The sequence below is a fragment of the Pseudomonas sp. GW822-FHT04H02 genome, assembly GCF_058800645.1.
This window is the reverse complement of sequence record NZ_JBXAMM010000002.1, coordinates 346,760-368,735: the sequence shown is the minus strand read 5'-3', so window position 1 is coordinate 368,735 and position 21,976 is coordinate 346,760. Positions and strand designations below refer to the sequence as shown.

At 62.2% G+C, this 21,976-nt stretch carries 27 protein-coding genes; 12 read left to right on the top strand and 15 right to left on the bottom strand.

Annotated elements, in window-relative coordinates:
* Positions 1-129: 129 nt before the first annotated feature.
* Positions 130-1,155 (top strand): 23S rRNA (adenine(1618)-N(6))-methyltransferase RlmF, encoded by a 1,026-nt coding sequence (gene rlmF / locus AC1RMG_RS08395; RefSeq protein ID WP_493168928.1) that lies wholly within the window; start codon positions 130-132, stop codon positions 1,153-1,155.
* Between the two features lie 94 nt (positions 1,156-1,249).
* Here the strand turns inward: rlmF and AC1RMG_RS08390 are convergent, their stop codons facing one another.
* The gene (locus AC1RMG_RS08390) at positions 1,250-1,531 is read right to left on the bottom strand and encodes an HU family DNA-binding protein (RefSeq protein ID WP_003440137.1); all 282 of its coding nucleotides are present in this window, start codon (positions 1,529-1,531) and stop codon (positions 1,250-1,252) included.
* A 394-nt stretch (positions 1,532-1,925) separates the two neighbouring features.
* On the opposite strand from AC1RMG_RS08390, the gene yejK reads away from it, so the two are divergent.
* Positions 1,926-2,930: a nucleoid-associated protein YejK gene (gene yejK, locus AC1RMG_RS08385; protein ID WP_015634258.1), complete on the top strand. Its 1,005-nt coding sequence runs from the start codon at positions 1,926-1,928 to the stop codon at positions 2,928-2,930.
* Positions 2,930-3,283 carry a glutaredoxin family protein gene (locus tag AC1RMG_RS08380; protein WP_493168926.1) on the top strand — a complete coding sequence of 118 codons (354 nt, stop codon included), beginning with the start codon at positions 2,930-2,932 and terminating at the stop codon, positions 3,281-3,283. Before yejK ends, AC1RMG_RS08380 begins: the two co-directional genes overlap by 1 nt.
* A gap of 79 nt (positions 3,284-3,362) precedes the next feature.
* Here AC1RMG_RS08380 and AC1RMG_RS08375 read toward each other — a convergent pair whose 3' ends face one another.
* From AC1RMG_RS08375 to AC1RMG_RS08350, 6 genes are all read right to left on the bottom strand, one after another.
* A complete protein-coding gene (locus AC1RMG_RS08375) occupies positions 3,363-4,298 on the bottom strand; it encodes a glutathione S-transferase family protein (protein WP_210671547.1) in 936 nt (311 codons plus the stop codon).
* An 87-nt stretch (positions 4,299-4,385) separates the two neighbouring features.
* A complete protein-coding gene (locus AC1RMG_RS08370; RefSeq protein WP_493168924.1) occupies positions 4,386-4,706 on the bottom strand; it encodes a GIY-YIG nuclease family protein in 321 nt (106 codons plus the stop codon).
* A gap of 54 nt (positions 4,707-4,760) precedes the next feature.
* Positions 4,761-5,231, bottom strand: a complete 471-nt coding sequence (locus tag AC1RMG_RS08365; RefSeq protein WP_011059407.1) for a nuclear transport factor 2 family protein — start codon at positions 5,229-5,231, stop codon at positions 4,761-4,763.
* Positions 5,232-5,330: 99 nt separating this feature from the next.
* Positions 5,331-6,623 carry a CynX/NimT family MFS transporter gene (locus AC1RMG_RS08360; RefSeq protein ID WP_262213382.1) on the bottom strand — a complete coding sequence of 431 codons (1,293 nt, stop codon included), beginning with the start codon at positions 6,621-6,623 and terminating at the stop codon, positions 5,331-5,333.
* A gap of 13 nt (positions 6,624-6,636) precedes the next feature.
* Positions 6,637-7,296 (bottom strand): FadR/GntR family transcriptional regulator, encoded by a 660-nt coding sequence (locus tag AC1RMG_RS08355; RefSeq protein ID WP_065364583.1) that lies wholly within the window; start codon positions 7,294-7,296, stop codon positions 6,637-6,639.
* A gap of 5 nt (positions 7,297-7,301) precedes the next feature.
* A complete protein-coding gene (locus tag AC1RMG_RS08350) occupies positions 7,302-7,445 on the bottom strand; it encodes a hypothetical protein (RefSeq protein WP_350404221.1) in 144 nt (47 codons plus the stop codon).
* A 16-nt stretch (positions 7,446-7,461) separates the two neighbouring features.
* Between AC1RMG_RS08350 and AC1RMG_RS08345 the strand changes: the two genes are divergently transcribed.
* Positions 7,462-7,773, top strand: a complete 312-nt coding sequence (locus tag AC1RMG_RS08345; RefSeq protein WP_011059404.1) for a type II toxin-antitoxin system MqsR family toxin — start codon at positions 7,462-7,464, stop codon at positions 7,771-7,773.
* Positions 7,770-8,252, top strand: a complete 483-nt coding sequence (locus AC1RMG_RS08340; protein ID WP_015634254.1) for a type II toxin-antitoxin system MqsA family antitoxin — start codon at positions 7,770-7,772, stop codon at positions 8,250-8,252. The genes AC1RMG_RS08345 and AC1RMG_RS08340 overlap by 4 nt, the downstream gene beginning before the upstream one ends.
* 65 nt (positions 8,253-8,317) lie before the next feature.
* Here AC1RMG_RS08340 and AC1RMG_RS08335 read toward each other — a convergent pair whose 3' ends face one another.
* From AC1RMG_RS08335 to AC1RMG_RS08320, 4 genes are all read right to left on the bottom strand, one after another.
* Positions 8,318-9,082, bottom strand: coding sequence for an amino acid ABC transporter ATP-binding protein (locus tag AC1RMG_RS08335; RefSeq protein WP_011059402.1), 765 nt, complete (start codon positions 9,080-9,082; stop codon positions 8,318-8,320).
* A 10-nt stretch (positions 9,083-9,092) separates the two neighbouring features.
* Positions 9,093-10,190, bottom strand: coding sequence for an amino acid ABC transporter permease (locus tag AC1RMG_RS08330; protein WP_011059401.1), 1,098 nt, complete (start codon positions 10,188-10,190; stop codon positions 9,093-9,095).
* Positions 10,191-10,200: 10 nt separating this feature from the next.
* Positions 10,201-11,382: an amino acid ABC transporter permease gene (locus tag AC1RMG_RS08325; protein ID WP_011059400.1), complete on the bottom strand. Its 1,182-nt coding sequence runs from the start codon at positions 11,380-11,382 to the stop codon at positions 10,201-10,203.
* A gap of 65 nt (positions 11,383-11,447) precedes the next feature.
* On the bottom strand, positions 11,448-12,476 hold the full coding sequence (locus AC1RMG_RS08320) for an amino acid ABC transporter substrate-binding protein (RefSeq protein WP_011059399.1): 1,029 nt from the start codon (positions 12,474-12,476) through the stop codon (positions 11,448-11,450).
* Between the two features lie 476 nt (positions 12,477-12,952).
* On the opposite strand from AC1RMG_RS08320, the gene AC1RMG_RS08315 reads away from it, so the two are divergent.
* The 5 genes from AC1RMG_RS08315 to AC1RMG_RS08295 all read left to right on the top strand — a co-directional run bounded on the left by AC1RMG_RS08315 (position 12,953) and on the right by AC1RMG_RS08295 (position 18,173).
* Positions 12,953-13,609 carry an alpha/beta hydrolase gene (locus tag AC1RMG_RS08315; protein ID WP_011059398.1) on the top strand — a complete coding sequence of 219 codons (657 nt, stop codon included), beginning with the start codon at positions 12,953-12,955 and terminating at the stop codon, positions 13,607-13,609.
* A 97-nt stretch (positions 13,610-13,706) separates the two neighbouring features.
* The gene (rhlB, locus tag AC1RMG_RS08310) at positions 13,707-15,203 is read left to right on the top strand and encodes an ATP-dependent RNA helicase RhlB (RefSeq protein ID WP_015634252.1); all 1,497 of its coding nucleotides are present in this window, start codon (positions 13,707-13,709) and stop codon (positions 15,201-15,203) included.
* A 140-nt stretch (positions 15,204-15,343) separates the two neighbouring features.
* A complete protein-coding gene (locus tag AC1RMG_RS08305; protein ID WP_493168921.1) occupies positions 15,344-16,297 on the top strand; it encodes an ornithine cyclodeaminase family protein in 954 nt (317 codons plus the stop codon).
* A 33-nt stretch (positions 16,298-16,330) separates the two neighbouring features.
* Positions 16,331-17,470: an NAD(P)/FAD-dependent oxidoreductase gene (locus tag AC1RMG_RS08300; protein ID WP_019094753.1), complete on the top strand. Its 1,140-nt coding sequence runs from the start codon at positions 16,331-16,333 to the stop codon at positions 17,468-17,470.
* Between the two features lie 73 nt (positions 17,471-17,543).
* Positions 17,544-18,173, top strand: a complete 630-nt coding sequence (locus AC1RMG_RS08295; RefSeq protein ID WP_011059395.1) for a helix-turn-helix transcriptional regulator — start codon at positions 17,544-17,546, stop codon at positions 18,171-18,173.
* Between the two features lie 94 nt (positions 18,174-18,267).
* Here AC1RMG_RS08295 and AC1RMG_RS08290 read toward each other — a convergent pair whose 3' ends face one another.
* The 4 genes from AC1RMG_RS08290 to moaC all read right to left on the bottom strand — a co-directional run bounded on the left by AC1RMG_RS08290 (position 18,268) and on the right by moaC (position 20,429).
* A complete protein-coding gene (locus tag AC1RMG_RS08290; protein ID WP_015634249.1) occupies positions 18,268-19,044 on the bottom strand; it encodes an ABC transporter substrate-binding protein in 777 nt (258 codons plus the stop codon).
* A 218-nt stretch (positions 19,045-19,262) separates the two neighbouring features.
* Positions 19,263-19,715, bottom strand: coding sequence for a molybdopterin synthase catalytic subunit MoaE (moaE, locus tag AC1RMG_RS08285; RefSeq protein WP_283990866.1), 453 nt, complete (start codon positions 19,713-19,715; stop codon positions 19,263-19,265).
* 1 nt (position 19,716) lies between these two features.
* The gene (locus tag AC1RMG_RS08280) at positions 19,717-19,959 is read right to left on the bottom strand and encodes a MoaD/ThiS family protein (RefSeq protein ID WP_493168918.1); all 243 of its coding nucleotides are present in this window, start codon (positions 19,957-19,959) and stop codon (positions 19,717-19,719) included.
* Positions 19,956-20,429: a cyclic pyranopterin monophosphate synthase MoaC gene (moaC, locus tag AC1RMG_RS08275; RefSeq protein ID WP_493168916.1), complete on the bottom strand. Its 474-nt coding sequence runs from the start codon at positions 20,427-20,429 to the stop codon at positions 19,956-19,958. The genes AC1RMG_RS08280 and moaC overlap by 4 nt, the downstream gene beginning before the upstream one ends.
* A 230-nt stretch (positions 20,430-20,659) precedes the next feature.
* Here moaC and AC1RMG_RS08270 point away from each other — a divergent pair, with 230 nt between their 5' ends.
* Together AC1RMG_RS08270 and AC1RMG_RS08265 are read left to right on the top strand one after the other, a co-directional pair.
* Positions 20,660-21,106, top strand: a complete 447-nt coding sequence (locus AC1RMG_RS08270) for a DMT family transporter (protein WP_011059390.1) — start codon at positions 20,660-20,662, stop codon at positions 21,104-21,106.
* 101 nt (positions 21,107-21,207) lie between these two features.
* Entirely contained in the window at positions 21,208-21,948 is a 741-nt protein-coding gene (locus AC1RMG_RS08265) for a class I SAM-dependent methyltransferase (protein ID WP_015634246.1), read from the top strand.
* Positions 21,949-21,976 lie beyond the last annotated feature (28 nt).

The window sequence follows — 21,976 nt, the reverse complement described above, 5'->3', positions numbered from 1 at the left end:
GCAAGCCAGCTCCTACCAGTAGACGGTGCTTTGGCAGGGGCCGGCTGCCGACGGCGAAGCCTCACGCCCCAACGCCGCAAGATATGGGACAATGCCCGCCACTTTGAACCACCCCCGAATCGATCCCCCATGACCGCCCCCAGCACCCCCAAGCCTCCGCGCAAGAAGCCCAAGCCAACCGCCCCGGTGAAAGCCGCCGCCCCCCGGGAAAAGGCCAGCCTGCATCCGCGCAATCGTCACCAGGGGCGTTACGACTTCCCGCAACTGATCAAGAGCACCCCGGAGCTGGGGCAATTCGTGATCCTCAATCCCTATGGCAAGGAAAGCATCGATTTTGCCGACCCGGCCGCCGTGCGGGTATTCAACCGGGCCCTGCTCAAGGCCTTCTACGGCATCGCCCACTGGGATATTCCGACGGACTTCCTCTGCCCGCCAGTGCCCGGTCGCGCTGACTATGTGCACTTCCTCGCCGATCTGCTGGCCAGCCACAACCAGGGTGAAATCCCTCGTGGCGCGGCCGTGCGGGTCCTGGATGTCGGCGTCGGCGCCAACTGCATCTACCCCCTGATCGGCTACAGCGACTACCGCTGGCAGTTCCTCGGCTCGGACATCGACAGCACCGCCCTGGCGGCGGCCAAGGCAATTGTCCAGGCCAACGGCTTGAACAAGGCCATCAGCCTGCGCCAGCAGGGCAATCCCAAGCAGATCCTCACCGGCCTGCTGGACAGCACCGAGCGTTTCGACCTGACAATGTGCAACCCGCCCTTCCATGCCTCCCTGGACGAAGCCACCCGCGGCAGCCAGCGTAAATGGCGGGCCCTGGGCAAGGCCGACCCCAAGCGCAAATTGCCGGTGCTGAATTTCGGCGGGCAGGCCCGGGAGCTCTGGTGCGAAGGCGGCGAGATCCGCTTTGTCAGCCAGTTGATCAGTGAAAGCGCCAGCGTCGGCCAACAGGTACTGTGGTTCAGCACCCTGGTGTCGAAGGCCTCTAACCTGCCGGCGATTGAAAGCGCGCTGAAAAAGGCCGGAGCCCTGGAAAGCCAGGTGGTGGAAATGTCCCAGGGGCAGAAACAGAGCCGCTTCGTCGCCTGGACCTTCAAGGACAAGGCACAGCAACAGGCCTGGAGCCAGGAACGCTGGATGAGGAAGAACTAGAGAGGCGGGGGATTCAAGGACGATTCACCTTGCGTGAATCGGTGTTACACAAACCGTGCCCGGAAAACTTCTGAGCACGGTTTCACTGCAAGTATTACTTGTTAACAGCGTCGGTCAGGCCTTTAGCCACAACCAGCTTGATAACTTTCTTGGCAGCGATTTCGATGGCAGCGCCAGTCGATGGGTTACGGCCAGTACGGGCAGGACGCTCGGTCACTTTCAGTTTGCCGATACCTGGCAGAGTGATTTCGCCGCCATTTTCCAATTGATCAGCAACGATCTGAGCCAGTTGGTCCAGGGCGTTACGCGCGGTGGTTTTCGGCGCGTCGATAGCTTCAGCGATATCAGCGATCAGTTGGTCTTTAGTAATAGCCATTGTGGTGTTCCTTCCCTATCAAATTCATTTGGATTGCAGAGTGCAGTGTCAGCCATCGAGCCAGATCTTGTGAATCTGGCACCCCGGTTACAACCACGACAGATCGGGGTTATAGATACCGAAATCAGGGTTTGGTTCGACCCGACAAATGCTGAATGCACGCTTAACGCTGAGACATCGCGTAAGACGGGGCAAAACTAGCACACAGACGGGGAAATATCCGCCTCTACCTAGCCATTTGGTCAGCTTTATTGCTCTAAATCGGTAAAAAAATGCATAAGCCTTACCGACGAGCCGTTCATCACCCGGCAAACCGCGCCAAAACCAGCGGGTGCGGTACACTGGGCACTTTTTCGGGGAGCCCGCCCTCCCCCTTCAATCAGCCGAGAAGCCCATGCCGATCCGTCATTGCATCGTCCACCTGATCGACAAAAAACCCGACGGCAGCCCAGCAGTCCTGCACGCCCGCGATTCCGAACTGGCAGAGTCCGCGGCCATCGAGAACATGCTCGCCGACCTCAATGAAAGCTATAACGCCAAACAGGGCAAAGCCTGGGGCCTGTTCCACCCCGAGTCCGGTGCGTTCCCCTTCAGCGGCTGGCTGAAGGAGTACCTGGAAGGCGGCCAGGACTTCACCGCGTTCAGCCGGGTGGCGGTGGAGCATCTGCAGAAGCTGATGGAAGAGTCCAACCTGTCGGTGGGCGGCCACGTACTGTTCGCCCACTACCAGCAAGGCATGACCGACTACCTGGCGATCGCCCTGCTGCACCACAGTGAGGGCGTGGCGGTGACCGACCAGCTGGACGTGACGCCGTCCCGTCACCTGGACCTGGGCCAGCTGCATCTGGCGGCGCGGATCAACATCTCCGAATGGCAGAACAACAAGCAGTCCAAGCAGTACATCTCCTTTATCAAGGGCAAGAACGGCAAGAAGGTCTCGGAGTATTTCCGCGACTTCATCGGCTGCCAGGAAGGCGTCGACGGCCCGGGCGAGACCCGCACCCTGCTCAAGGCCTTCAGCGACTTCGTGGAAAGCGAGGACCTGCCGGAAGACTCGGCCCGGGAGAAGACCAAGACCCTGGTGGACTACGCCAGCAGCCAGGCCAAGCTCGGCGAACCCATGGGCCTGGAAGAACTCTCGGAACTGATCGACGAGGATCGCCCCAAGGCGTTCTACGATCACATCCGCAACAAGGACTACGGTCTGTCGCCGGAGATCCCGGCGGACAAGCGCACCCTGAACCAGTTCCGCCGCTTCACCGGTCGCGCCGAGGGCCTGTCCATCAGTTTCGAGGCCCATCTGCTGGGTTCGAAGATCGAGTACGACGAAGAAGCCGGGACCCTGATCATCAAGGGCCTGCCAACCCAGCTGACCGACCAGCTCAAGCGCCGTAACTGATGCTCCAGGGGGTATTGAAGAAGTTCCTGCTGATCCTGCTGGTGGTGGTGGCCTACCAGCACTGGGGCAAGATCGAACGGCTGTTCAACCCTTCGGCAATGGTCAGCGAAGAGACCCGCGAGCATGCCCGGGTGGTGCTGTACGCCACCGACTGGTGCGGCTACTGCAAGGCCACCCGGCGCTTTCTCGATCAGAAGGGCATTCCCTTCCGGGAATTCGACATCGAGAAAGACGCCGCGGCACGCCAGGCCTACACCGCCCTGGGCGGTGCCGGGATTCCGATCCTGGACGTGAATGGCACCCTAATCCGCACCTACGACCCCGACGCAATCATGGCCGCGCTGAAGCCCTAGGAGCCGTTTCGCTTGCCGGCGAAGGGGGCGGCCGCTCTGGGAACGCCTTCGCAGGCAAGCCAGCTCCTGCAGATATGCATCACTGGGCCTGGATGCGAAAGCCCAGCCGTGGGAAGTGCACGTGGACCACTCCGGCACGTGGGTCTTCACGGCGCAGGATCAGCTCTTCAGTACCGGCGAACAGCAACTCGCCCGCCACCGGGTCGACACCGTAGTCAGTCGCGGCAATCACCACCTGCTGGCCCGCCTTGAAGCCGTTGGGGTCGACGAACTGTTCATCCGGCAGCGCCGTCGGGCTGGCACTGCGCGAGACCTCGAGGGCCTCTTCGGCGCTCATTTCGGTGAAGGAGCCATGCCCAAAACCCAGGACCCGCGCCAGCCAGCCAGCAACCGCCGGGTAGTCGTCCACCAGCGGCGCGGTCACCGGCGTGCCCTTGAGGAACCACAGCGGGTGAGCCAGGGCAATATCGGCAATCGACGGTTGGCCAAACAGGAAGTCCCCGGGCTCGCGCTGCAACTGCTGCTCCAGGCGCGCCATGAGGGTCGGCCACTGATGCTTGGCCACCTCCAGAGGCAGCCGGCTGGCGCTGCCGCCACTGAACAGCCCGGCACGGTCGGCCATGAAGGCCTTGACCGCTTCCGGCGGCAGCTTGCCGAAACGCACGGCTGCGGATTCAGGCTGGAATACCAGGGTCACCGCGTGCTGGAACACTACCGAATCGACCCAGGCGGCGAAGGCCGCACTGATCATTTCCTGGCCTTCGGGAAACAGCGCAGGCGAGGATTTTTCCTGCTCCAGGCGGCGCGCGATCAAGGCCGTGTCGCAATAGATATCCGCGCCGACCTGCAACACCGGGGTCTTGCGATAGCCACCGGTCAGGGCGGTCAGGTCGGGCTTGGGCATCACCGGGGAAATCTTCACCGAGCGCCAGGACAGCCCCTTGAAACCCAGCAGCAAGCGGGCTTTTTCCGCAAAGGGAGAGGTCGGGTAATGGTGGAGAATCAACTCTGACATGCTGGGGTCCGCCGGAAGAGGGAGAGCGCTGAGCTTAGCGCGCAATCCGTGGACGGCCTACAGATCCGGCTGATGAGAACCTATCAGTCAGATTGATGCCGCGGCGGTGGCCGAAGCCACCAGGCATTCCTTGGCACTCTTCCTGAGCTTCTTGATCAGCCGCTCCTGGCGCAAGGCTTCGCCCTTGTCCCGGCAAGCCTCGGTATAGACCAGCGCCACCGCCGGGCTGGAGAGAAAGAAACGCGCGCCCTTGCCGCTCTGGTGCTTGGCAAAGCGCTTCACCGGGTCGTCGCTGATACCGCAGTACAGGGCACCGTTGGCCGCCCGCACCAGATACACGAACCAGGGCTTGACGTCAGTGGCAGGCTGCGCCGTTTCGGCACTGGAGGATGAAAGAGGGCTGGTCACAAAAGGTATCGAGGCCTGTGGATAACAAGCCGCGATCTTAGCAGAGGATGGCTTTCAGCGACCGCTCTGGAAGGCCTTGAGCCCCTTGCGCGCCTGGGCTCGAACAGCATTCTTGAGCAGCGGCGTCCAGCCCAGCAGCAGGCCCTTGGTGCCCAGGGCCTGGCGCGCCCAACGCCACATGTCGAACTGATCGTGATGCTCGCAGATCTTGCCGTCGCGAAACACGAACCGGGCCTGGATATCGTTGATCACCGTATTGCCGGTCTGGCTGAACAGGTAGGTGGCAACCCAGTGCGCGCCGCCGGAATTCGAGTCGGCACGCACCTGATCGAAAGTCAGGGAAAAGTCCTTGGCACGGGAGGTGAGCATGCGCCACATATCGCCGGCATCACGCCCGCGCAACTCGCCGAACGCCGGGTCACTGAACAGCACATCCTCGGTGTAGCAGGCGCTCATGGCCTCGGCATCCAGGCGCTGGAAAGCCTGATAGAACTCGGTGATCAGGGCGCGATGGGCATCACTCATGAACGGACTCCGAAAGGGCAAGGGGGATGCAGCACAATAATCCGCAACCCCGGCGAACACTATCGGCATTTACCGGGCAAATAGCGCAAGCAAGGCCCGTCAGATTCTCTCGCTCTGCACCTGCACATGCAGCGAACGACCGGCGCCCAGCCCGGCAATGATCGCACCGCAGCCCAACACCGCGAAAATCCAGCCCACAGCGTTCCAGCCCCCGGTCCAGTCGTGCACCAGGCCCACCGCAAACGGCCCCATGGAAGCCAGGGTGTAGCCGATGCCCTGGGCCATGCTCGACAGGTTGGCCGCCACATGGGGGTCCCGGGAGCGCAGCACGATCAGGGTCAGGGCCAGGCTGAAGGTGCCGCCCTGCCCCAGGCCCAGCAGGACCGCCCAGCCCCACAGGCCCTCGATGGGCGCGTACAGGCAACCGAACAGGCCGCCCAGGGTCATCAGCATGACAATCACGATGGCCAGGCGCTGGTCCTTGCCCCGGGTCGCCAGCCAGGGCGCCGCCAGAGAACTGGCCAATTGCACGATCACCGAACCGGACAGCACCAGCCCGGCCTGGGTCGGGGTCAGCCCACGGCCGATCAGGATCGACGGCAACCAGCCAAACACGATGTACGCCAGGGAGGATTGCAGGCCCATGTACAGGGTTACCTGCCAGGCCAGGCGGTCCCGCAACAGGCCGCGCACGCGAAAGGCCACATGGTGAGCACCGTGCTTGTGCCCCACCTGAGGCAACCAGAACAGGGCCGCCACCAGCGCCGGCACCATCCAGAAGCCCAGCCCCATGGCCCAACTGCCCCCGAAATGCTGGCTCAGAGGCACCGTGGCCCCCGCCGCCATCGCCGCGCCCAGGCACAGGGCCATGGTGTAGACCCCGGTCATGGTGCCCGCGTGCCGGGCGAAGTCGCGCTTGACGATACCCGGCAGCAGCACCCCGATCACGCCGATGCTGGCGCCGGCCAGGATGCTCCCGGCAAACACTCCGACCTCACCGAAGGAACTGCGCAGCACAATGCCCAGGGCCAGGGTCATGAGGATGCCCAGCACCACCCGCTCGGCGCCGAAGCGCCGGGCCAGCAGCGGCGCCAAAGGCGCGAACAGCCCCAGGCACAGCACCGGCAAGGTAGTCAGCAGCCCGGCCTTGGCGGCCGATAGCCCCAGGTGCTGCGACACATCACTGAGCAGTGGCGCCATGCTCGACAGCGCCGGACGCAGGTTCAGCGCCACCAGGATCAGCCCCAGCAGCAACAGCCAGGGGCGCTGCAGAGGCGGTGGAGCCTGCTGCACCTCCTCATCATCAGCCTCGGCGTCGATCAGCAGCTCTTCGAGCTCGGCGGAACGCCGAGGCGAGGACGGGGTATTCGCAGGTACCGTTTGATTGGACATGGAGGTCTCGGACTCAGGATTCGTTGATCAGCTGGCGGGAAATGTTCTTGGCTCGTTCGGGGTCGCGTTGCTCGATGGCATCCAGCAGGTGCTGGTGCCGATCGAAGACTTCCTGACGCCTGGGGGTCACGGTCAGGGTCTGGCGCAACTGGGCGCCGACCACGCTGGAGAAATAGCGATACAGCTGGCTGAGGGTCGGGTTGTGGGCGGCGTCCACCAGGCGCTGGTGAAACACCAGGTCGCAGGCGATGTAGCTTTCCAGGTCGCCATGAAAGTGCCCGCCGCTGACGGCCAGCGCATCGCTCAGGGCGTGCAGGTCCTCGTCGGTGCGGCGCAGGGCGGCCAGGCCGACGGCCTCAACTTCCAGAATGTGGCGGGTTTCCCGGGCCTGCTCCAGGGAGCACTGGGACAGTGCCTGGAGCATGTCCAAGGGATCGGCCACCGCCCGCAGGTAACTGCCGTCACCCTGGCGGATCTCGATCAGCCCGGAAAACGCCAGTACCCGCAGGGCCTCGCGCACCGTGTTGCGGCTGATGCCCAGCTCACTGGCCAGTTCCGGTTCGGTGGGCAGGCGCTGGCCCACGACCCAGGCGCCATTGGTGATGCGCAGGCGCAGTTGCTCCAGGGCCTGGTCGACCAGGGAACGTTTGATCAGGGGGGATATTTCGCTCATTGAACTCACTCTTTCATCCAATCATCGGACGAATTGCCTGGCATGGTATTCAGACCTTTCCCAGAGTTCAACGTTTTAGGCTGGAGCAGGCACTTTCGCCATTTCAGCCAGGCCTTGACAAAAAACCCTATAAGGGTAATTTCAATCAAGCCTCAAGGGTGTCTCATGGAAAAGAAAACACCTCATTACGACCTGTCGCTGATCAAGGCACAGGTCGTTCGGCAAGGGGCACAAGCCTTCACTCGAAGCGCGTTGCTCTGCGGCAAGGAACTCGGATTGTCCTTGGCGGCCATGCAACGAGTGATAGCCGGACTCCAGGGCAGCATGTTCTACAAATCGATGACCACCTATCACGATCACCGAGTGTGGCAGGACGTGTATTACACCGGCATCGATAACCGGACGCTCTACATCAAGATCACCCAGCGCCCCGGCATAGGGCCTCCAGTGATCTCCTTCAAGGAGGCACAAGCATGAAACGACAACAGTGCTACAGCTGCGGCGCTCCCACCGGCATGCTGGCGTTCGAGCAGCGCAGCGAGCTCATCGACTACCGGCACCTGCAGCGTCACCTCCATGGCCTGGCGGGTTGGGAATGCCAGGAATGCGGTGAAATCGAATTCGACGCACCGAGCGCAGAACGTTACGCCGCCGCGGGCGACCAATTGCTGGAGGAGTACCGGCAGAGCGTCGCCGCCGACATGAAGCGCATCCGCCGCAAGCTGCACCTTTCCCAGAAAGAAGCGGTCAGGCTGCTGTCGGGTGGCGGGCACAATGCCTTTTCCCGTTACGAGCGCGGCGAAGTCGGCGCGCCCCAGCCGCTGTACATGCTGATGCGCCTGCTGGATCGCCACCCGCAGTTGATGAAGGACGTACTGGAGCTCAGCGAACCGCAACTGGCGCCCTCAGCCTTGAGCGACCAACCCGAACCACAGCTCGGCGCTGCCGGCCGTTGAACGCCGGGCAAAAATAAACCCGGAGCCAGTCCGGGTTTATCGTCAGCGCAGGCCCCGCTGCAGCATCAATGCAGGATCTGGCTCAGGAACAGCTTGGTACGGTCGTTCTGCGGGTTGTCGAAGAAATCGTTGGGCGCCGCCTGCTCGACGATCTCGCCCTTGTCCATGAAGATCACCCGGTTGGCCACGGTGCGGGCAAAGCCCATTTCGTGGGTCACGCAGAGCATGGTCATGCCGTCTTCGGCCAGGCCGATCATGGTGTCCAGCACCTCCTTGACCATCTCCGGGTCGAGGGCCGAGGTGGGCTCGTCAAAGAGCATGATCTTGGGCTTCATGCACAACGCCCGGGCAATCGCCACCCGTTGCTGCTGGCCACCGGAGAGCTGGCCAGGGTACTTGTTGGCCTGCTCCGGAATGCGCACTCGCTCCAGGTAATGCATGGCGATTTCCTCGGCCTTGCGCTTGGGCATCTTGCGTACCCACATCGGCGCCAACGTGCAGTTCTGCAAAATGGTCAGGTGCGGGAACAGGTTGAAGTGCTGGAACACCATGCCCACTTCCCGGCGAATGGCCTCGATCTGCTTGAGGTCGTTGGTCAGCTCCACGCCGTCCACCACGATGCGCCCCTGCTGGTGCTCTTCCAGGCGGTTGAGGCAACGGATGGTGGTGGATTTGCCCGAACCCGAAGGCCCGCACAGGACAATGCGCTCGCCTTGGCGGACGTTGAGGTTGATGTCCTTCAACACGTGGAACTGGCCGTACCACTTGTTCACACCCTGCATCTGAATAATGCCTTCAGGGCCCACAGGCTTTTTGCTCGCTTGACTCATGGAGATACTCCTAACGCTTGTGGCCTGTGTCCAACTTACGCTCCAGGTGCATGGAGTAGCGGGACATACCAAAACAGAAAATCCAGAACACCAGGGCCGCGAAGACATAGCCTTCGGTGGCCATGCCCAGCCATTTGGGGTCGGCGGCGGCTTGCTTGACGCTGTTGAGCAGGTCGAACAGGCCGATGATGATCACCAGGCTGGTGTCCTTGAACAGGGCGATGAAGGTGTTGACGATGCCGGGAATCACCAGCTTCAGGGCCTGCGGCAGAATCACCAGCCCCATGGCGCGCCAGTAGCCCAGGCCCATGGCCGCAGCCGCTTCGTACTGGCCCTTGGGAATGGCCTGCAAGCCGCCCCGCACCACCTCGGCCACATAGGCCGACTGGAACAGGATCACCCCGATCAGCGCACGCAACAGCTTGTCGAAGTTCATGCCTTCGGGCAGGAACAGCGGCAGCATCACCGAGGACATGAACAGCACGGTGATCAGCGGCACGCCGCGCCAGAACTCGATGAAGGTCACGCAGACCACGCGGATCGCCGGCAGGTTGGAGCGCCTTCCCAATGCCAGCAGGATTCCCAGCGGCAGTGCCCCGGCGATGCCCACGGTGGCAATCACCAGGGTCAGCATCAGGCCACCCCACTGGCTGGTGGCCACCGTGCTCAGGCCCAGGTAACCGCCGTGCAACAGGCTGTAGGCAATGATCGGGTAACCCACCAGGAAGCACAGCCCGTAGATCGCCTTGCGCGGGAAGCGCGAGATGAACAACGGTGCGGCACCGATCACCGCCAGCCACACGCTCAGGTCCACTCGCCAGCGCAGTTCCACCGGGTAGTAGCCGTACATGAACTGGCCGAAGCGCTGCTGGATGAACACCCAGCAGGCGCCGCCCCTGGTGCAGTCGGCGCGAGAGGTACCGACCCAGTTGGCGTCGAGAATCGCCCAATGCAGCAGCGGCGGCACCACCAGGTAGATCAGGTAGAAGGCAAACAGGGTCAACAGGGTATTGAGCCAGTTGGAGAACATGTTGGCGCGCATCCACGCCAGCACGCCGATACTGCGGCTGGGCGGCGGCATATCGGGCTTGAAGGTATGAGTCGTCATGGGCGCTTCCTCACCGCTCGATCAGCGCAATGCGCTTGTTGTACCAGTTCATCAGCAGGGAAATGCTGATGCTGATCGCCAGGTATACGCTCATGGTGATGGCAATGACTTCAATGGCCTGGCCGGTCTGGTTGAGCACCGTGCCGGCGAACAGCGAAACCATTTCCGGGTAGCCGATACCCGCGGCCAGGGAAGAGTTCTTCGCCAGGTTCAGGTATTGGCTGGTCAGCGGCGGAATGATCACCCGCAGGGCCTGGGGAATGATCACCTTGCGCAGGGTCGGGCCGTTGCGCAGCCCCAGGGAGCGGGCCGCCTCGGTCTGGCCGTGGCTCACCGACTTGATCCCGGACCGCACGATCTCGGCGATGAACGCCGCGGTGTAGACAGTCAGGGCCAGGGTCAGGGCCAGCAGCTCGGGAATCAGTACCCAGCCGCCGACGAAATTGAACCCCGCCAGCTTCGGCATCTCCCAGTGCACCGGCGAGCCGAAGATCAGCGTGCACAACGCGGGAATCACCAACAGCAGGCCCAGGCCGCTCCAGAACTTGTGAAAAGGCACGCCGGTGGCCTCAAAGCGCCGGTTGGCCCAGCGGCACATCAGCGCGATGGCGCCGATGGCCAGGACCAGGCTTGCGACAAACGCCCAGAAACCGGGGGCCATCTGCGCCGCCGGCATGTTTAGGCCGCGGCTGCTGACAAAGAACATATCGCCAAAGTTGTGGCTGTTGCGCGGCCCCGGCATGGTCAGGAATACCGCGAAGTACCAGAACAGGATCTGCAGCAGCGGCGGAATGTTGCGGAACACTTCCACATACACCGTCGCCAGCTTGCTGATGATCCAGTTCGGCGATAGCCGCGCCACACCGATGATGAACCCCAGCAGGGTCGCGAGGATCACCCCGATAAAGGTCACCAGCAGGGTGTTGAGCAGGCCGATGACGAACACCCGGGCATAACTGTCCGCTTCGGTGTAGGCAATCAGGTGTTGCGCGATGCCGAACCCGGCGCTGCGCTCGAGAAAGTCGAAACCCGAGGTGATCCCTCGGTGCTGGAGGTTGGTTTGCGTGTTGTCGAACAGAAACCAGCCCAGCGAAACCACCGCCACCAGGGTGATGATCTGGAACAGCCAGGCGCGCACACGGGGATCGCTGAGGCTGAGCCTCTGCTTGGGTGCGCCGATTGTATTTTGCATGAAGTGCCCCAGGAATAATGGAACAGAACATCACCCGGCGGTTGGCCCGCCGGGTGATAGAACCATCAGCGCACAGGTGGTGCGTATTGGATGCCGCCGTTGTTCCACAGCGCGTTCAGGCCGCGGTCGATGGCCAGTGGCGTGCTCTTGCCGAGGTTTTTCTCGAACACTTCACCGTAGTTACCTACTTGCTTGACGATCTGCACCACCCAGTCCTTCGGCAGTTTCAGGTCTTTGCCGTATTCACCGTCCGCGCCCAGCAGACGTGCAACATCAGGGTTCTTGGTGGATTTGGCTTCAGCCTCGACGTTCTTCGAGGTGACGCCCGCCTCTTCGGCGTTGAGCATGGCGAACAGGGTCCACTTGACGATGCTGAACCACTCTTCGTCGCCCTTGCGCACCACCGGGCCCAGGGGCTCCTTGGAGATGGTTTCCGGCAGAACGACATAGTCGGTAGGGGTTGCCAGCTTACTGCGCTGTGCGTAGAGCTGGGATTTGTCGGAGGTCAGTACGTCGCAACGCCCGGACTCCAGGGACTTGGCGCTTTCGTCAGAGGTATCGAAAGTGATCGGGGTGTATTTCAGACCATTGCCGCGGAAGTAGTCCGACACGTTCAGTTCGGTAGTAGTACCGGCTTGAATACAGATAGTCGCACCGTCCAGCTCTTTGGCACTTTTTACGCCCAGCTTTTTGTTCACCAGGAAACCGATGCCGTCGTAATAGGTGACGCCGGCGAACACCAGGCCCATGCCCGCATCGCGGGAACTGGTCCAGGTGGTGTTGCGCGACAGCACGTCGATCTCGCCGGACTGCAGCGCAGTGAAGCGCTCCTTGGCGTTCAACTGGCTGAACTTGACCTTGGTCGCATCGCCGAACACCGCAGCCGCCACCGCGCGGCAGACGTCGGCATCGATGCCGAGGATCTTGCCGGTGGCATCCGGTACCGAGAAGCCCGGCAAACCGTCACTGACGCCGCATTGCACGAATCCTTTCTTCTGTACTGCATCGAGGGTTGCACCCGCCTGTGCGAAACCGCTCATACCCAGCACCGTTGCTGCCGTGACGGCAGCCAGGGTGGATTTCAACATCTTCATTCAAACCTCCAATTTTGCTCTTGTTGTGTCGGAGCTTGAGTCCTGCCGCACCCTCATGAGGCGCTGTTGACCCGTGTCGGCTTTTTTATGGGGTCAAGCGGCGTAAGACCTTAGCTATGAGTCTAGTAGGAGAAATCCACGTAATAGGGGGCCTACATCTCACCAATCGGCCGAACGGGCTGTAGCCCTTCGCAGTTCGCAAAGCCCGTAGCGGCCAGTGGCGAACCTTCATCAGAGGAGGCTGGCTATCCCATCGCCTGCGGTAGCCTGTTAGTGTTACCGCCGGCGGACAGGGCTTTCACCTGGACTCCTCTTTCTGAGCCATAGCAAAGCCCGTACCACAGTCCCGGCTAAAGCGTTTCAGCCAGTGGTCAACAGTAAAACGTTCAACCGTGCGACATCTTCTTCACCGATCAACCGGGCGCGCCCTTCACTCACGCACTCAATCAGCGCGCACGCACACAAATGGAGCAGCCATGACCGAGCCCTTGATTCTTCAGCCCAGCAAGCCCGCAGATGCCTGTGTGATCTGGCTTCACGGCCTGGGAGCGGACCGTTACGACTTCCTGCCGGTAGCCGAGATGCTGCAGGAAACCCTGCTGAGCACGCGCTTCGTATTGCCCCAGGCGCCGACCCGGGCAGTGACCATCAATGGCGGATATGCCATGCCCAGCTGGTACGACATTCTGGCCATGAACCCGGCCCGCGCCATCAGCCGTGAACAGCTCGAGGAATCGTCTGACGAGGTCATCAGACTGATCGAAGAACAACGCACCAGCGGAATAGACGCATCGCGAATTTTCCTCGCCGGTTTCTCCCAGGGTGGCGCCGTTGTACTGCACACCGCCTTCCTCAAATGGCAGGGTCCATTGGGTGGCGTACTTGCCCTGTCCACCTATGCCCCGACCTTCAGCGATGAACTGCAACTATCGGCCAGCCAACAGCGGATTCCGGTGCTTTGCCTGCACGGCCAGTACGACGAAGTGGTGCAGAACGCCATGGGCCGTACCGCTTATGAGTACCTGAAGCAGCATGGTGTCACCGTGACATGGCAGGAATACCCAATGGAACACGAGGTGTTACCAGAGGAAATCCGCGACATCGGCACCTGGCTGAGCGAGCGCTTGCGCTAGAAAATCCGCGCGCCGTGCCCCCGGCGAGCAACAGACTACGCCGCGCCCGCTTCTTGCATTACACTGGCCGGCGTACATTCCTTAACCAATTGATGAGATGACCGTGCTCAAAGCACTCAAGAAAATCTTCGGTAAAAGCGAGGCTGAGCCGCTCGCGCCAAGCCCCAGTGCTCCCTCCCCCAGTTCCAGCAGCCGTCATGACGGCCGTCAGCCGGAACGGAGCGCACCCGCTACCGCAGCTAAAAAAGAACCGGTGAACACACCGGCCACCCCTTCCGCTCCCAAAGCCCCACGCCAAGAGAAGCCCAAGGCCGAGCAACCCAAAGCTGAGCAGCCGCGTCGCCCGCGCGCGCCGAAACCGCCGGTCAGCACCTGGAAACTCGAAGACTTCGTGGTCGAACCCCAGGAAGGCAAGACCCGCTTCCACGACTTCAAGCTCGCTCCGGAACTGATGCACGCCATCCAGGACCTGGGCTTTCCCTATTGCACGCCAATCCAGGCCCAGGTGCTGGGCTATACCCTGGCGGGCAAGGACGCCATCGGCCGGGCCCAGACCGGTACCGGCAAGACCGCCGCATTCCTGGTGTCAATCATCACCCAGCTGCTGCAGACCCCGCCGCCCAAGGAGCGCTACATGGGCGAACCACGGGCGCTGATCATCGCTCCGACCCGGGAGCTGGTGGTACAGATCGCCAAGGACGCCGCGGCGCTGACCAAGTACACCGGCCTCAACGTCATGACCTTCGTTGGCGGCATGGATTTCGACAAGCAGCTCAAGCACCTGGAAGCGCGCCACTGCGACATCCTGGTCGCCACCCCGGGCCGCCTGCTGGACTTCAACCAGCGCGGCGACGTGCACCTGGACATGGTCGAAGTCATGGTGCTGGACGAAGCCGACCGCATGCTCGACATGGGCTTCATCCCGCAGGTACGGCAGATCATTCGCCAGACGCCTCCCAAGAGCGAGCGCCAGACCCTGCTGTTCTCCGCCACCTTCACCGAAGACGTGATGAACCTGGCCAAGCAATGGACCACCGACCCGGCCATCGTCGAGATCGAAGCCGAGAACGTCGCCAACGCCAACGTCGAACAGCACATCTATGCCGTGGCCGGCGCCGACAAGTACAAACTGCTGTACAACCTGGTCACCGACAACGGCTGGGAACGGGTGATGGTCTTCGCCAACCGCAAGGATGAAGTGCGACGCATCGAGGAACGCCTGGTACGCGATGGGGTGAACGCCGCCCAGCTGTCCGGCGACGTGCCGCAGCACAAGCGGATCAAGACCCTGGAAGGCTTCCGCGAAGGCAAGATCCGGGTCCTGGTGGCCACCGACGTGGCCGGCCGCGGCATCCACATCGACGGCATCAGCCACGTGATCAACTTCACCCTGCCGGAAGTGCCGGACGACTACGTGCACCGCATCGGCCGGACCGGTCGCGCCGGTGCCGACGGCGTATCCATCAGCTTCGCCGGCGAAGACGACTCCTACCAGCTGCCATCGATCGAAGCCCTGCTGGGCCGCAAGATCAGCTGCGAGATGCCGCCCGCCGAACTGCTGCGCCCGGTGGAGCGCAAGCGCCCGCAAGCCTGACGGCCGGCGCTCCCGCGGCGCCCCGGCAACCTGGAGAAACGCAGCCCGACCACAGGCTGCGTTTTTTTTCGCCTGGATATTGCCCATCAAAACTAAAAGTCCATAATAGACAAATTAGTTTAAATCCAGGAAGCCCTTGCATGTCCAGCACGCCTTACGTGATTGCCCGCCCCGAGGCCCGTCAATTGCTCGAACGCATCGACGTGCCGCAGATCCTGCGCAAACTGTTCCGCGACCTGGCTGCCGGGCTCGCCGTGCAACCGGCGCAGCAACTGGTGGAGTTTCCCCAGGGGGCCGGCGACTTCATCAATTACCTGGGGGTGCTGGCCGAAGACCGGGTGTACGGGGTCAAGACCTCGCCCTACATCGTCCGTACCGAAGGTGCGCTGGTTACCGCCTGGACGTTACTGATGTCCATGGACAGCGGCCAGCCGTTACTGCTGTGCGACGCCGCCGAACTGACCACCGCCCGTACCGCGGCCACCACAGCGGTCGCGGTCGACGCCCTGGCGCCCCCCACAACCCGGCACCTGGCGATCATCGGTAGCGGCGCGGTGGCCCAGGCGCACTTGCGCTATGTGCAGAACCTGCGCCCCTGGCAGAGCATCCGCCTCTACTCCCCGAGCCTGGCGAACAAGCCCGCCGCAGAGCTTGCCCGCCTGCAAGCCCTCGACCCGCGCTTGCAACTGGTGGCCCGGCTTGAGGACGCCACCGAGGGCGCCGACGTGATCATGCTCTGCACCTCGTCCGCCGGACCCGTGCTGGATCCGAGCAGCCTCGGCAAGCCGGCGCTGATCACCTCCATCAGCACCAATGCGCCACGGGCCCACGAAGTGCCGCCCGCGGCCCTGGCACAGATGCAGGTCTACTGCGACTACCGGCGCACCACGCCGGGCTGCGCCGGTGAAATGCTGATCGCCGGCGAACAGCACGGCTGGGACAGTGCGGCGATTCTCGGCGACCTGCCGGAGCTGCTCAGCGAACAGGCCCCGCTCCCGGATGCCGAACGCCCGGTGTTCTTCCGTTCCATCGGCCTGGGCCTGGAAGACATCGCCCTGGCCAATGCCCTGTACCACCTGCGGCGCCCGCAGTAACCACTGCTGCTCGCCCCTATTGCGGAGCTTCGAATGATCCAGGCAGATTTCATCATCATTGGCGGCGGTATCGCCGGAGCGTCCACCGGCTACTGGCTGTCGCCCCATGGCCGGGTGGTTGTGCTGGAGCGTGAATCCCATCCCGCCTATCACTCCACCGGCCGCTCCGCGGCGCTCTATACCGCCGCCTACGGCACCGCCCAGGTGCGCGCCCTGACCCTGGCCAGCCGGGCCTTCTTCGACCACCCGCCGCAGGGTTTCTGCGAGCACCCGCTGCTGACCCCGCGGGGTGAAATGACCGTGGACTTCAACGGTGATCCGGCCGAGCTGAACAACCAGTACCTGAGCGCCAGGGCCACGGTGCCGGAGATGCAACTGCTGAGCGCCGACGAAGCCTGCGCGCGCCTGCCGATCCTGCGCCGGGAAAAGGTCCATGGCGCGCTCTACGACCCCAGCGCCAGCGATATCGACACCGACGCCCTGCACCAGGGCTACCTGCGGGGCATCCGCCGCAACCAGGGCCAGGTCTGCACCGACCATGAAGTGCTGGGGATCGAGCGCGACAGCCAAGGGCAGTGGCAGGTGCGAACGGCCGCTCAGGCGTTCAGTGCGCCGGTGTTGATCAATGCCGCCGGGGCCTGGGCCGACCACATCGGCACAATGGCCGGAGCCCGCGCCCTGGGCCTGCAGCCCAAGCGCCGCGCGGCTTTCATCTTCGCCGCCGCCGAAGGCCTGGACTTTCACCACTGGCCAATGCTGGTGAGCCTGGATGAATCCTTCTACATGAAGCCCGACGCCGGCATGTTCCTCGGCTCACCGGCCAATGCCGATCCGGTTGAACCCCACGATGTGCAACCCGAAGAACTGGACATTGCCCTGGGTATCCACCAGATCGAAGAAGCCACCACCCTGAGCATCCGTCGTCCGACCCGGACCTGGGCCGGGCTGCGCAGCTTTGTCAGCGACGGCGATCTGCTGGCCGGTTTCGACCTGCAGGTTCCGGGGCTGTTCTGGGTTGCAGGCCAGGGCGGCTACGGTATCCAGACCTCGCCGGCCATGGGCCAGGCCAGCGCCGCCCTGGTGCGAGGTGCCCCCTTGCCGGAACACCTGACCCGCTTCGGCCTCACGCCTGCCATGCTCTCCCCGGCCCGCCTCGACCGAACCACCGGTTGAGGCGCCCCCAACGATTGCGGCACACTCCCAGCGCCCGCTGCCGGCGGGCGCTGAAGCTGCCTGGAGTACGACCATGACCTCACCTGCAAAGGACCCTGCCCTGGACAATTTCCGGGCGATTGCCGATGCCATTGCCACCCTGTTCTTCCCCCATGCCGAGGTGGTGCTCCACGACCTGCGTACACAGAAGATCGACTACATCGCCAACAACCTGTCCAAACGCGAAGTGGGCGACGACGCAGCCCTGGAAGACCTGCTCAGCGGCGACCGCGACGAACGCAACATCGGCCCCTATGAAAAACTCAACTGGGACGGACAGAAGATCCGCAGCCTCAGCAGCGTGCTGCGCGACAGCCAAGGCCAGCCCCAGGCGGTGCTGTGCATCAACCTGAACATCTCGCTGTTCGAAAACGCCAAGGCGGCGCTGGACCTGTTTCTGTCGCCGAGCAAACTGATTCCCCAGCCCGACTCGCTGTTTCGCGATGACTGGCAGGAGCGGATCAACACCTTCCTGCACAACTGGCTGCGCGAGCGCCAGCTGGGGCTGAACCTGCTGACCCGCGATCACAAGCGCGAACTGGTGCTGGCGCTGCACGCCGAGGGCGCCTTCAAGGGCAAGAGCGCCTCCAACTACGTGGCCAACGTGCTGAACATGGGCCGGGCGACGGTGTACAAGCACCTGAAGGAATTGAAGGGACAATAAAGGTTCACGAGCAAGCTCGCTCCTACGCGGAATTGCACAACACCTGTAGGAGCGAGCTCGCTCGCGAAGGCGTCCTCAAGAACGCCACAATGTCTCAATCCCCATAGATATCCGACTTGAAGTACTTGGCCTGGATCTTCTGATATTCACCATTGGCCCGAATATCATCGATGGCCCTGTTCAACTCGCCCACCAGTTCACTGTTGCCCTTGCGCACGGCAATCCCGGCGCCCTCGCCGACGTACTTCGGATCTTTGAGCTCAGGCCCGACAAAGGCGTAGTCGGCCCCCCGGGGCATCGACAGAAAGTCGGCCAGCGGAATGCTGTCGGCAAAGATCGCGTCCAGGCGCCCGGCCGCCAGGTCCATGTAGATCTCCTCGTTGTTGCTGTAGCGCACCACCTTGATGCCCTTGGGCTCGAACACCTCCGTGGCATAGCGGTCGGTGGTGGTGGAGCGCTGCACGCCCACGGTCTTGCCCTTGAGGCTGGCGTACTGGTCGTCCACCTCGGCGCCCTTCTTCATCACCAGGCGCGACGACGTGAAGTAGTACTTGTGGGTGAAATCCACGGATTTGCGGCGCTCGGCGGTAATGGTCATGGAGGACAGCGCAGCGTCGATCTTCTTCACCTTCAGCGAAGGAATCAGGCCGTCGAACTCGCCCTCGATCCACTCGCACTTGACCTGCATCTGCGCGCACAGGGCATTGCCGATGTCGTAGTCGAAACCACCGATCTTGCCCTCGGCGGTCTTGAAGGCAAATGGCGGGTACGCCGCCTCGATGCCCAGGCGCAGGGTCTTTTCGGCCGCGAACAGGCTGCTGCACGCCAACAGGCTCAAGGCCAGGCCACTGATCAGGGGGAGTTTTTTCATGTTCGTTCTCTCGCGGGTTGTTGTTGGTTTGGCAAGACAGAAAGAAGAGGAGAAACAGGCGACGCTTTATTTGTACTTGTTAATCCATACTGGACTTTTACGTACATATCGTCAACGGCGCGCGCAACGACTTATCCCCAGCGGTCGGCGGGAACAGTCGCAGTCGATTGCAGGTTGGATTGCGGCGGGCTCAGGCGCCGCCGGCAAGTATCAGGGGATCAGTCTTTCCAGCGCGCGGCCGCCGCATGGTCGCTGTCGCGACCTTCCACCCAGCGCGGGCCGTCGGCGGTGTTTTCCTTTTTCCAGAACGGCGCCCGGGTCTTGAGGTAATCCATGACAAAGGCACAGGCATCGAACGCAGCCTGGCGATGGGCACTGGCCGCACCGACAAACACAATGGGCTCGCCCGGCTCCAGGGCGCCGATGCGGTGCAGCACTTCCAGTTGCAACAGCGGCCAGCGCTGCTCGGCTTCGGCGGCGATCTTGCCCAGGGCCTTTTCGGTCATGCCCGGGTAGTGCTCAAGAAACATGCCGTGGACATCCTGCCCATCATTGAAATCGCGCACGTAGCCGACAAAGCTGACCACCGCACCCACCCCGGTATCCGCGGCGTGCATGGCGTTGACTTCAGCCCCGGGATCGAACGCTGCTGACTGCACTCGAATCACCATCTCAACCTCCGGTCACCGTGGGGAAAAACGCCACTTCGTCGCCGTCTTCCAGGGGTTCGTCCAGCTGGCACAGCTCTTCATTGCGGGCGCACATCAGGTTCTGCTCGGCCAATACCTCGGCCCCGTCCCGGGGCAGCAACGCCTGGCGCACATCCTCGACCTGCTGGAACACGCCTTCGATCTCCAGCCCGTCAATGCCCAGAGCCTCGCGGTAGCGAGCGAAAAACTTCACCGAGATCTTCATGCCTGATCCGCCTGGTAATGGCCGCTCTTGCCGCCGAGCTTCTCCAGCACCCGAACGCTGTCGATGGTCATGCCCCGGTCCACCGCCTTGCACATGTCATAGATGGTCAGCGCGGCGACGCTGGCGGCGGTCAGCGCCTCCATTTCCACCCCGGTCTGCCCCGATAGTTTGCAACGCGCAACGATGTGCACGCAGTCCTCGCCTTCGGCACTGAGCTCGACCTTGACACTGGTGAGCATCAACGGATGGCACAAGGGAATCAGGTCACTGGTTTTCTTTGCCGCCTGGATCCCGGCGATGCGCGCCACGGCGAATACATCGCCCTTGGGGTGACCGCCGCTGACGATCATATGCAGGGTTTGCGGGAGCATGCGTACCCGCGCTTCGGCCACCGCCTCGCGAAAGGTCACGGCCTTGTCGGTGACGTCGACCATATTGGCGCGCCCCTGGGAATCGAGATGAGTCAGCACGGCGTTACTCCTGATCTGGTGGCGGCGATTGTAAACCCGCGAGTCAGTTTTCCGCACCCTGCAGCCCCGCCCCCCGGGGGGAAACATTCCTGCCCGAGATGGTCAGCCGGCCTGTCTGGCCCAGGGTCCCAGAGGACGATCAGCGTGGCGAATACCCAGCATAAGAACAAAGAATTGGCGCCATTATATTAATAAAAGTACAACTTCCCGGAAAAAGGAAACGAAAAAACATGGCATTTCTAATATCAATCCTCCTAAGCCTCCTGGCCGGTTTCGCAGTACCACTACAAGCAGGAACCAATTCAAGACTTGGACACTTATTAGGCCATCCACTATGGGCCACCGGGGTATCACTACTTGTCAGCCTACTGGCACTTATTGCTGTAATAATCTTTATTAAAGTTCCTCGCCCCAACTTCGCAGCCGCTCAGGAAGGCCCCTGGTGGATCTGGATGGGCGGGATTGCCGGTGTGTTCTACATCACCGTCGCCCTGCTGATGGCGCCACGCCTAGGGGCCCTCAACTTCATCATGACAGTGATTGTCGGACAACTGATCATTTCCTTGCTCATCGACTATTTCGGTTTGGTCGGTCTTCCACGCCAAACAATAAGCATGCAAAAACTCATTGGCGTACTAGTCGTCATTGGTGGATTCATCATTACCACTCGCGGCTAGCCATAAGAACAACGCAACAACCGATAACAACCAGAAACAACCTGCCCAACTATTTCCTCATCGGAAAGTTAATAACACTCAGCCGACCATATAGGTGAACAATGACCAGTCAAGCTGCAACTTATGACTCCATCGGTGAACGCTTTGAAGACTTTACCGACACCGCCTCGCAACGCTCGGTAGAAACCGAAACCTTCTTCCATATGGTGGGAGCCATACAAGGCAAATCCGTCCTGGACCTGGCCTGCGGCTTCGGCTACTTCGGCCGCGAGCTTTACCACCAGGGCGCCAGCAAGGTGGTCGGGGTGGATATTTCCTCATCGATGATCGAACTGGCACGCAAGGAATCGGCACGCAACCAGGAGGCCATCGAGTATCACGTCGCCAACGTCTGCGACATGGGCGTACTGGGGCACTTCGACCGCGTCACTGCGGCCTGGCTGTTCAATTACGCGCAATCACCACAAGAGCTGGAAAAGATGTTCAAGGTGGTGGCCAGGAACATGGTCCCCGGCGGCAAACTCATCGCCTACACCGTGGACCCGGGCTTCGAGTTGCAACGCGGCAACTTCACCAAGTACGGCGTCCACGTACTCAGCGAAGAAGCCCATGCCGGTGGCTTCCGCCATCACGCCGAGTTCGTTACCCAACCGCCCAGCGCCTTCACCTTCCACCGCTGGAGCCGCGACACCTACGAGCACGCCATCCTCAAGGCCGGCTTCTCCAAGCTGCAGTGGCAGAAGCCAATCATCTCCGTCGCCAATCGTGCCAAGCATCCCGTCGGCTACTGGGACGATTTCGAGCGCAACTGCCTGCAAACCGGGCTGATCTGCACCCTGTGACCGCCCCTCTCCCCTCAACCAGATGCAG

Coding starts and splice junctions, on each gene's coding strand:
- AC1RMG_RS08295 (WP_011059395.1), top strand. CDS start 17,544: ATGACCTCACCTGCAAAGGACCCTGCCCTGGACAATTTCCGGGCGATT.
- rhlB (WP_015634252.1), top strand. CDS start 13,707: ATGACCGTGCTCAAAGCACTCAAGAAAATCTTCGGTAAAAGCGAGGCT.
- AC1RMG_RS08320 (WP_011059399.1), bottom strand. CDS start 12,476: ATGAAGATGTTGAAATCCACCCTGGCTGCCGTCACGGCAGCAACGGTG.
- AC1RMG_RS08265 (WP_015634246.1), top strand. CDS start 21,208: ATGACCAGTCAAGCTGCAACTTATGACTCCATCGGTGAACGCTTTGAA.
- AC1RMG_RS08315 (WP_011059398.1), top strand. CDS start 12,953: ATGACCGAGCCCTTGATTCTTCAGCCCAGCAAGCCCGCAGATGCCTGT.
- AC1RMG_RS08340 (WP_015634254.1), top strand. CDS start 7,770: ATGAAACGACAACAGTGCTACAGCTGCGGCGCTCCCACCGGCATGCTG.
- AC1RMG_RS08375 (WP_210671547.1), bottom strand. CDS start 4,298: ATGTCAGAGTTGATTCTCCACCATTACCCGACCTCTCCCTTTGCGGAA.
- AC1RMG_RS08360 (WP_262213382.1), bottom strand. CDS start 6,623: ATGTCCAATCAAACGGTACCTGCGAATACCCCGTCCTCGCCTCGGCGT.
- AC1RMG_RS08355 (WP_065364583.1), bottom strand. CDS start 7,296: ATGAGCGAAATATCCCCCCTGATCAAACGTTCCCTGGTCGACCAGGCC.
- AC1RMG_RS08270 (WP_011059390.1), top strand. CDS start 20,660: ATGGCATTTCTAATATCAATCCTCCTAAGCCTCCTGGCCGGTTTCGCA.
- AC1RMG_RS08335 (WP_011059402.1), bottom strand. CDS start 9,082: ATGAGTCAAGCGAGCAAAAAGCCTGTGGGCCCTGAAGGCATTATTCAG.
- AC1RMG_RS08380 (WP_493168926.1), top strand. CDS start 2,930: ATGCTCCAGGGGGTATTGAAGAAGTTCCTGCTGATCCTGCTGGTGGTG.
- AC1RMG_RS08290 (WP_015634249.1), bottom strand. CDS start 19,044: ATGAAAAAACTCCCCCTGATCAGTGGCCTGGCCTTGAGCCTGTTGGCG.
- AC1RMG_RS08390 (WP_003440137.1), bottom strand. CDS start 1,531: ATGGCTATTACTAAAGACCAACTGATCGCTGATATCGCTGAAGCTATC.
- AC1RMG_RS08300 (WP_019094753.1), top strand. CDS start 16,331: ATGATCCAGGCAGATTTCATCATCATTGGCGGCGGTATCGCCGGAGCG.
- AC1RMG_RS08365 (WP_011059407.1), bottom strand. CDS start 5,231: ATGAGTGATGCCCATCGCGCCCTGATCACCGAGTTCTATCAGGCTTTC.
- moaE (WP_283990866.1), bottom strand. CDS start 19,715: ATGGTGATTCGAGTGCAGTCAGCAGCGTTCGATCCCGGGGCTGAAGTC.
- yejK (WP_015634258.1), top strand. CDS start 1,926: ATGCCGATCCGTCATTGCATCGTCCACCTGATCGACAAAAAACCCGAC.
- AC1RMG_RS08325 (WP_011059400.1), bottom strand. CDS start 11,382: ATGCAAAATACAATCGGCGCACCCAAGCAGAGGCTCAGCCTCAGCGAT.
- AC1RMG_RS08280 (WP_493168918.1), bottom strand. CDS start 19,959: ATGAAGATCTCGGTGAAGTTTTTCGCTCGCTACCGCGAGGCTCTGGGC.
- AC1RMG_RS08305 (WP_493168921.1), top strand. CDS start 15,344: ATGTCCAGCACGCCTTACGTGATTGCCCGCCCCGAGGCCCGTCAATTG.
- AC1RMG_RS08330 (WP_011059401.1), bottom strand. CDS start 10,190: ATGACGACTCATACCTTCAAGCCCGATATGCCGCCGCCCAGCCGCAGT.
- AC1RMG_RS08345 (WP_011059404.1), top strand. CDS start 7,462: ATGGAAAAGAAAACACCTCATTACGACCTGTCGCTGATCAAGGCACAG.
- rlmF (WP_493168928.1), top strand. CDS start 130: ATGACCGCCCCCAGCACCCCCAAGCCTCCGCGCAAGAAGCCCAAGCCA.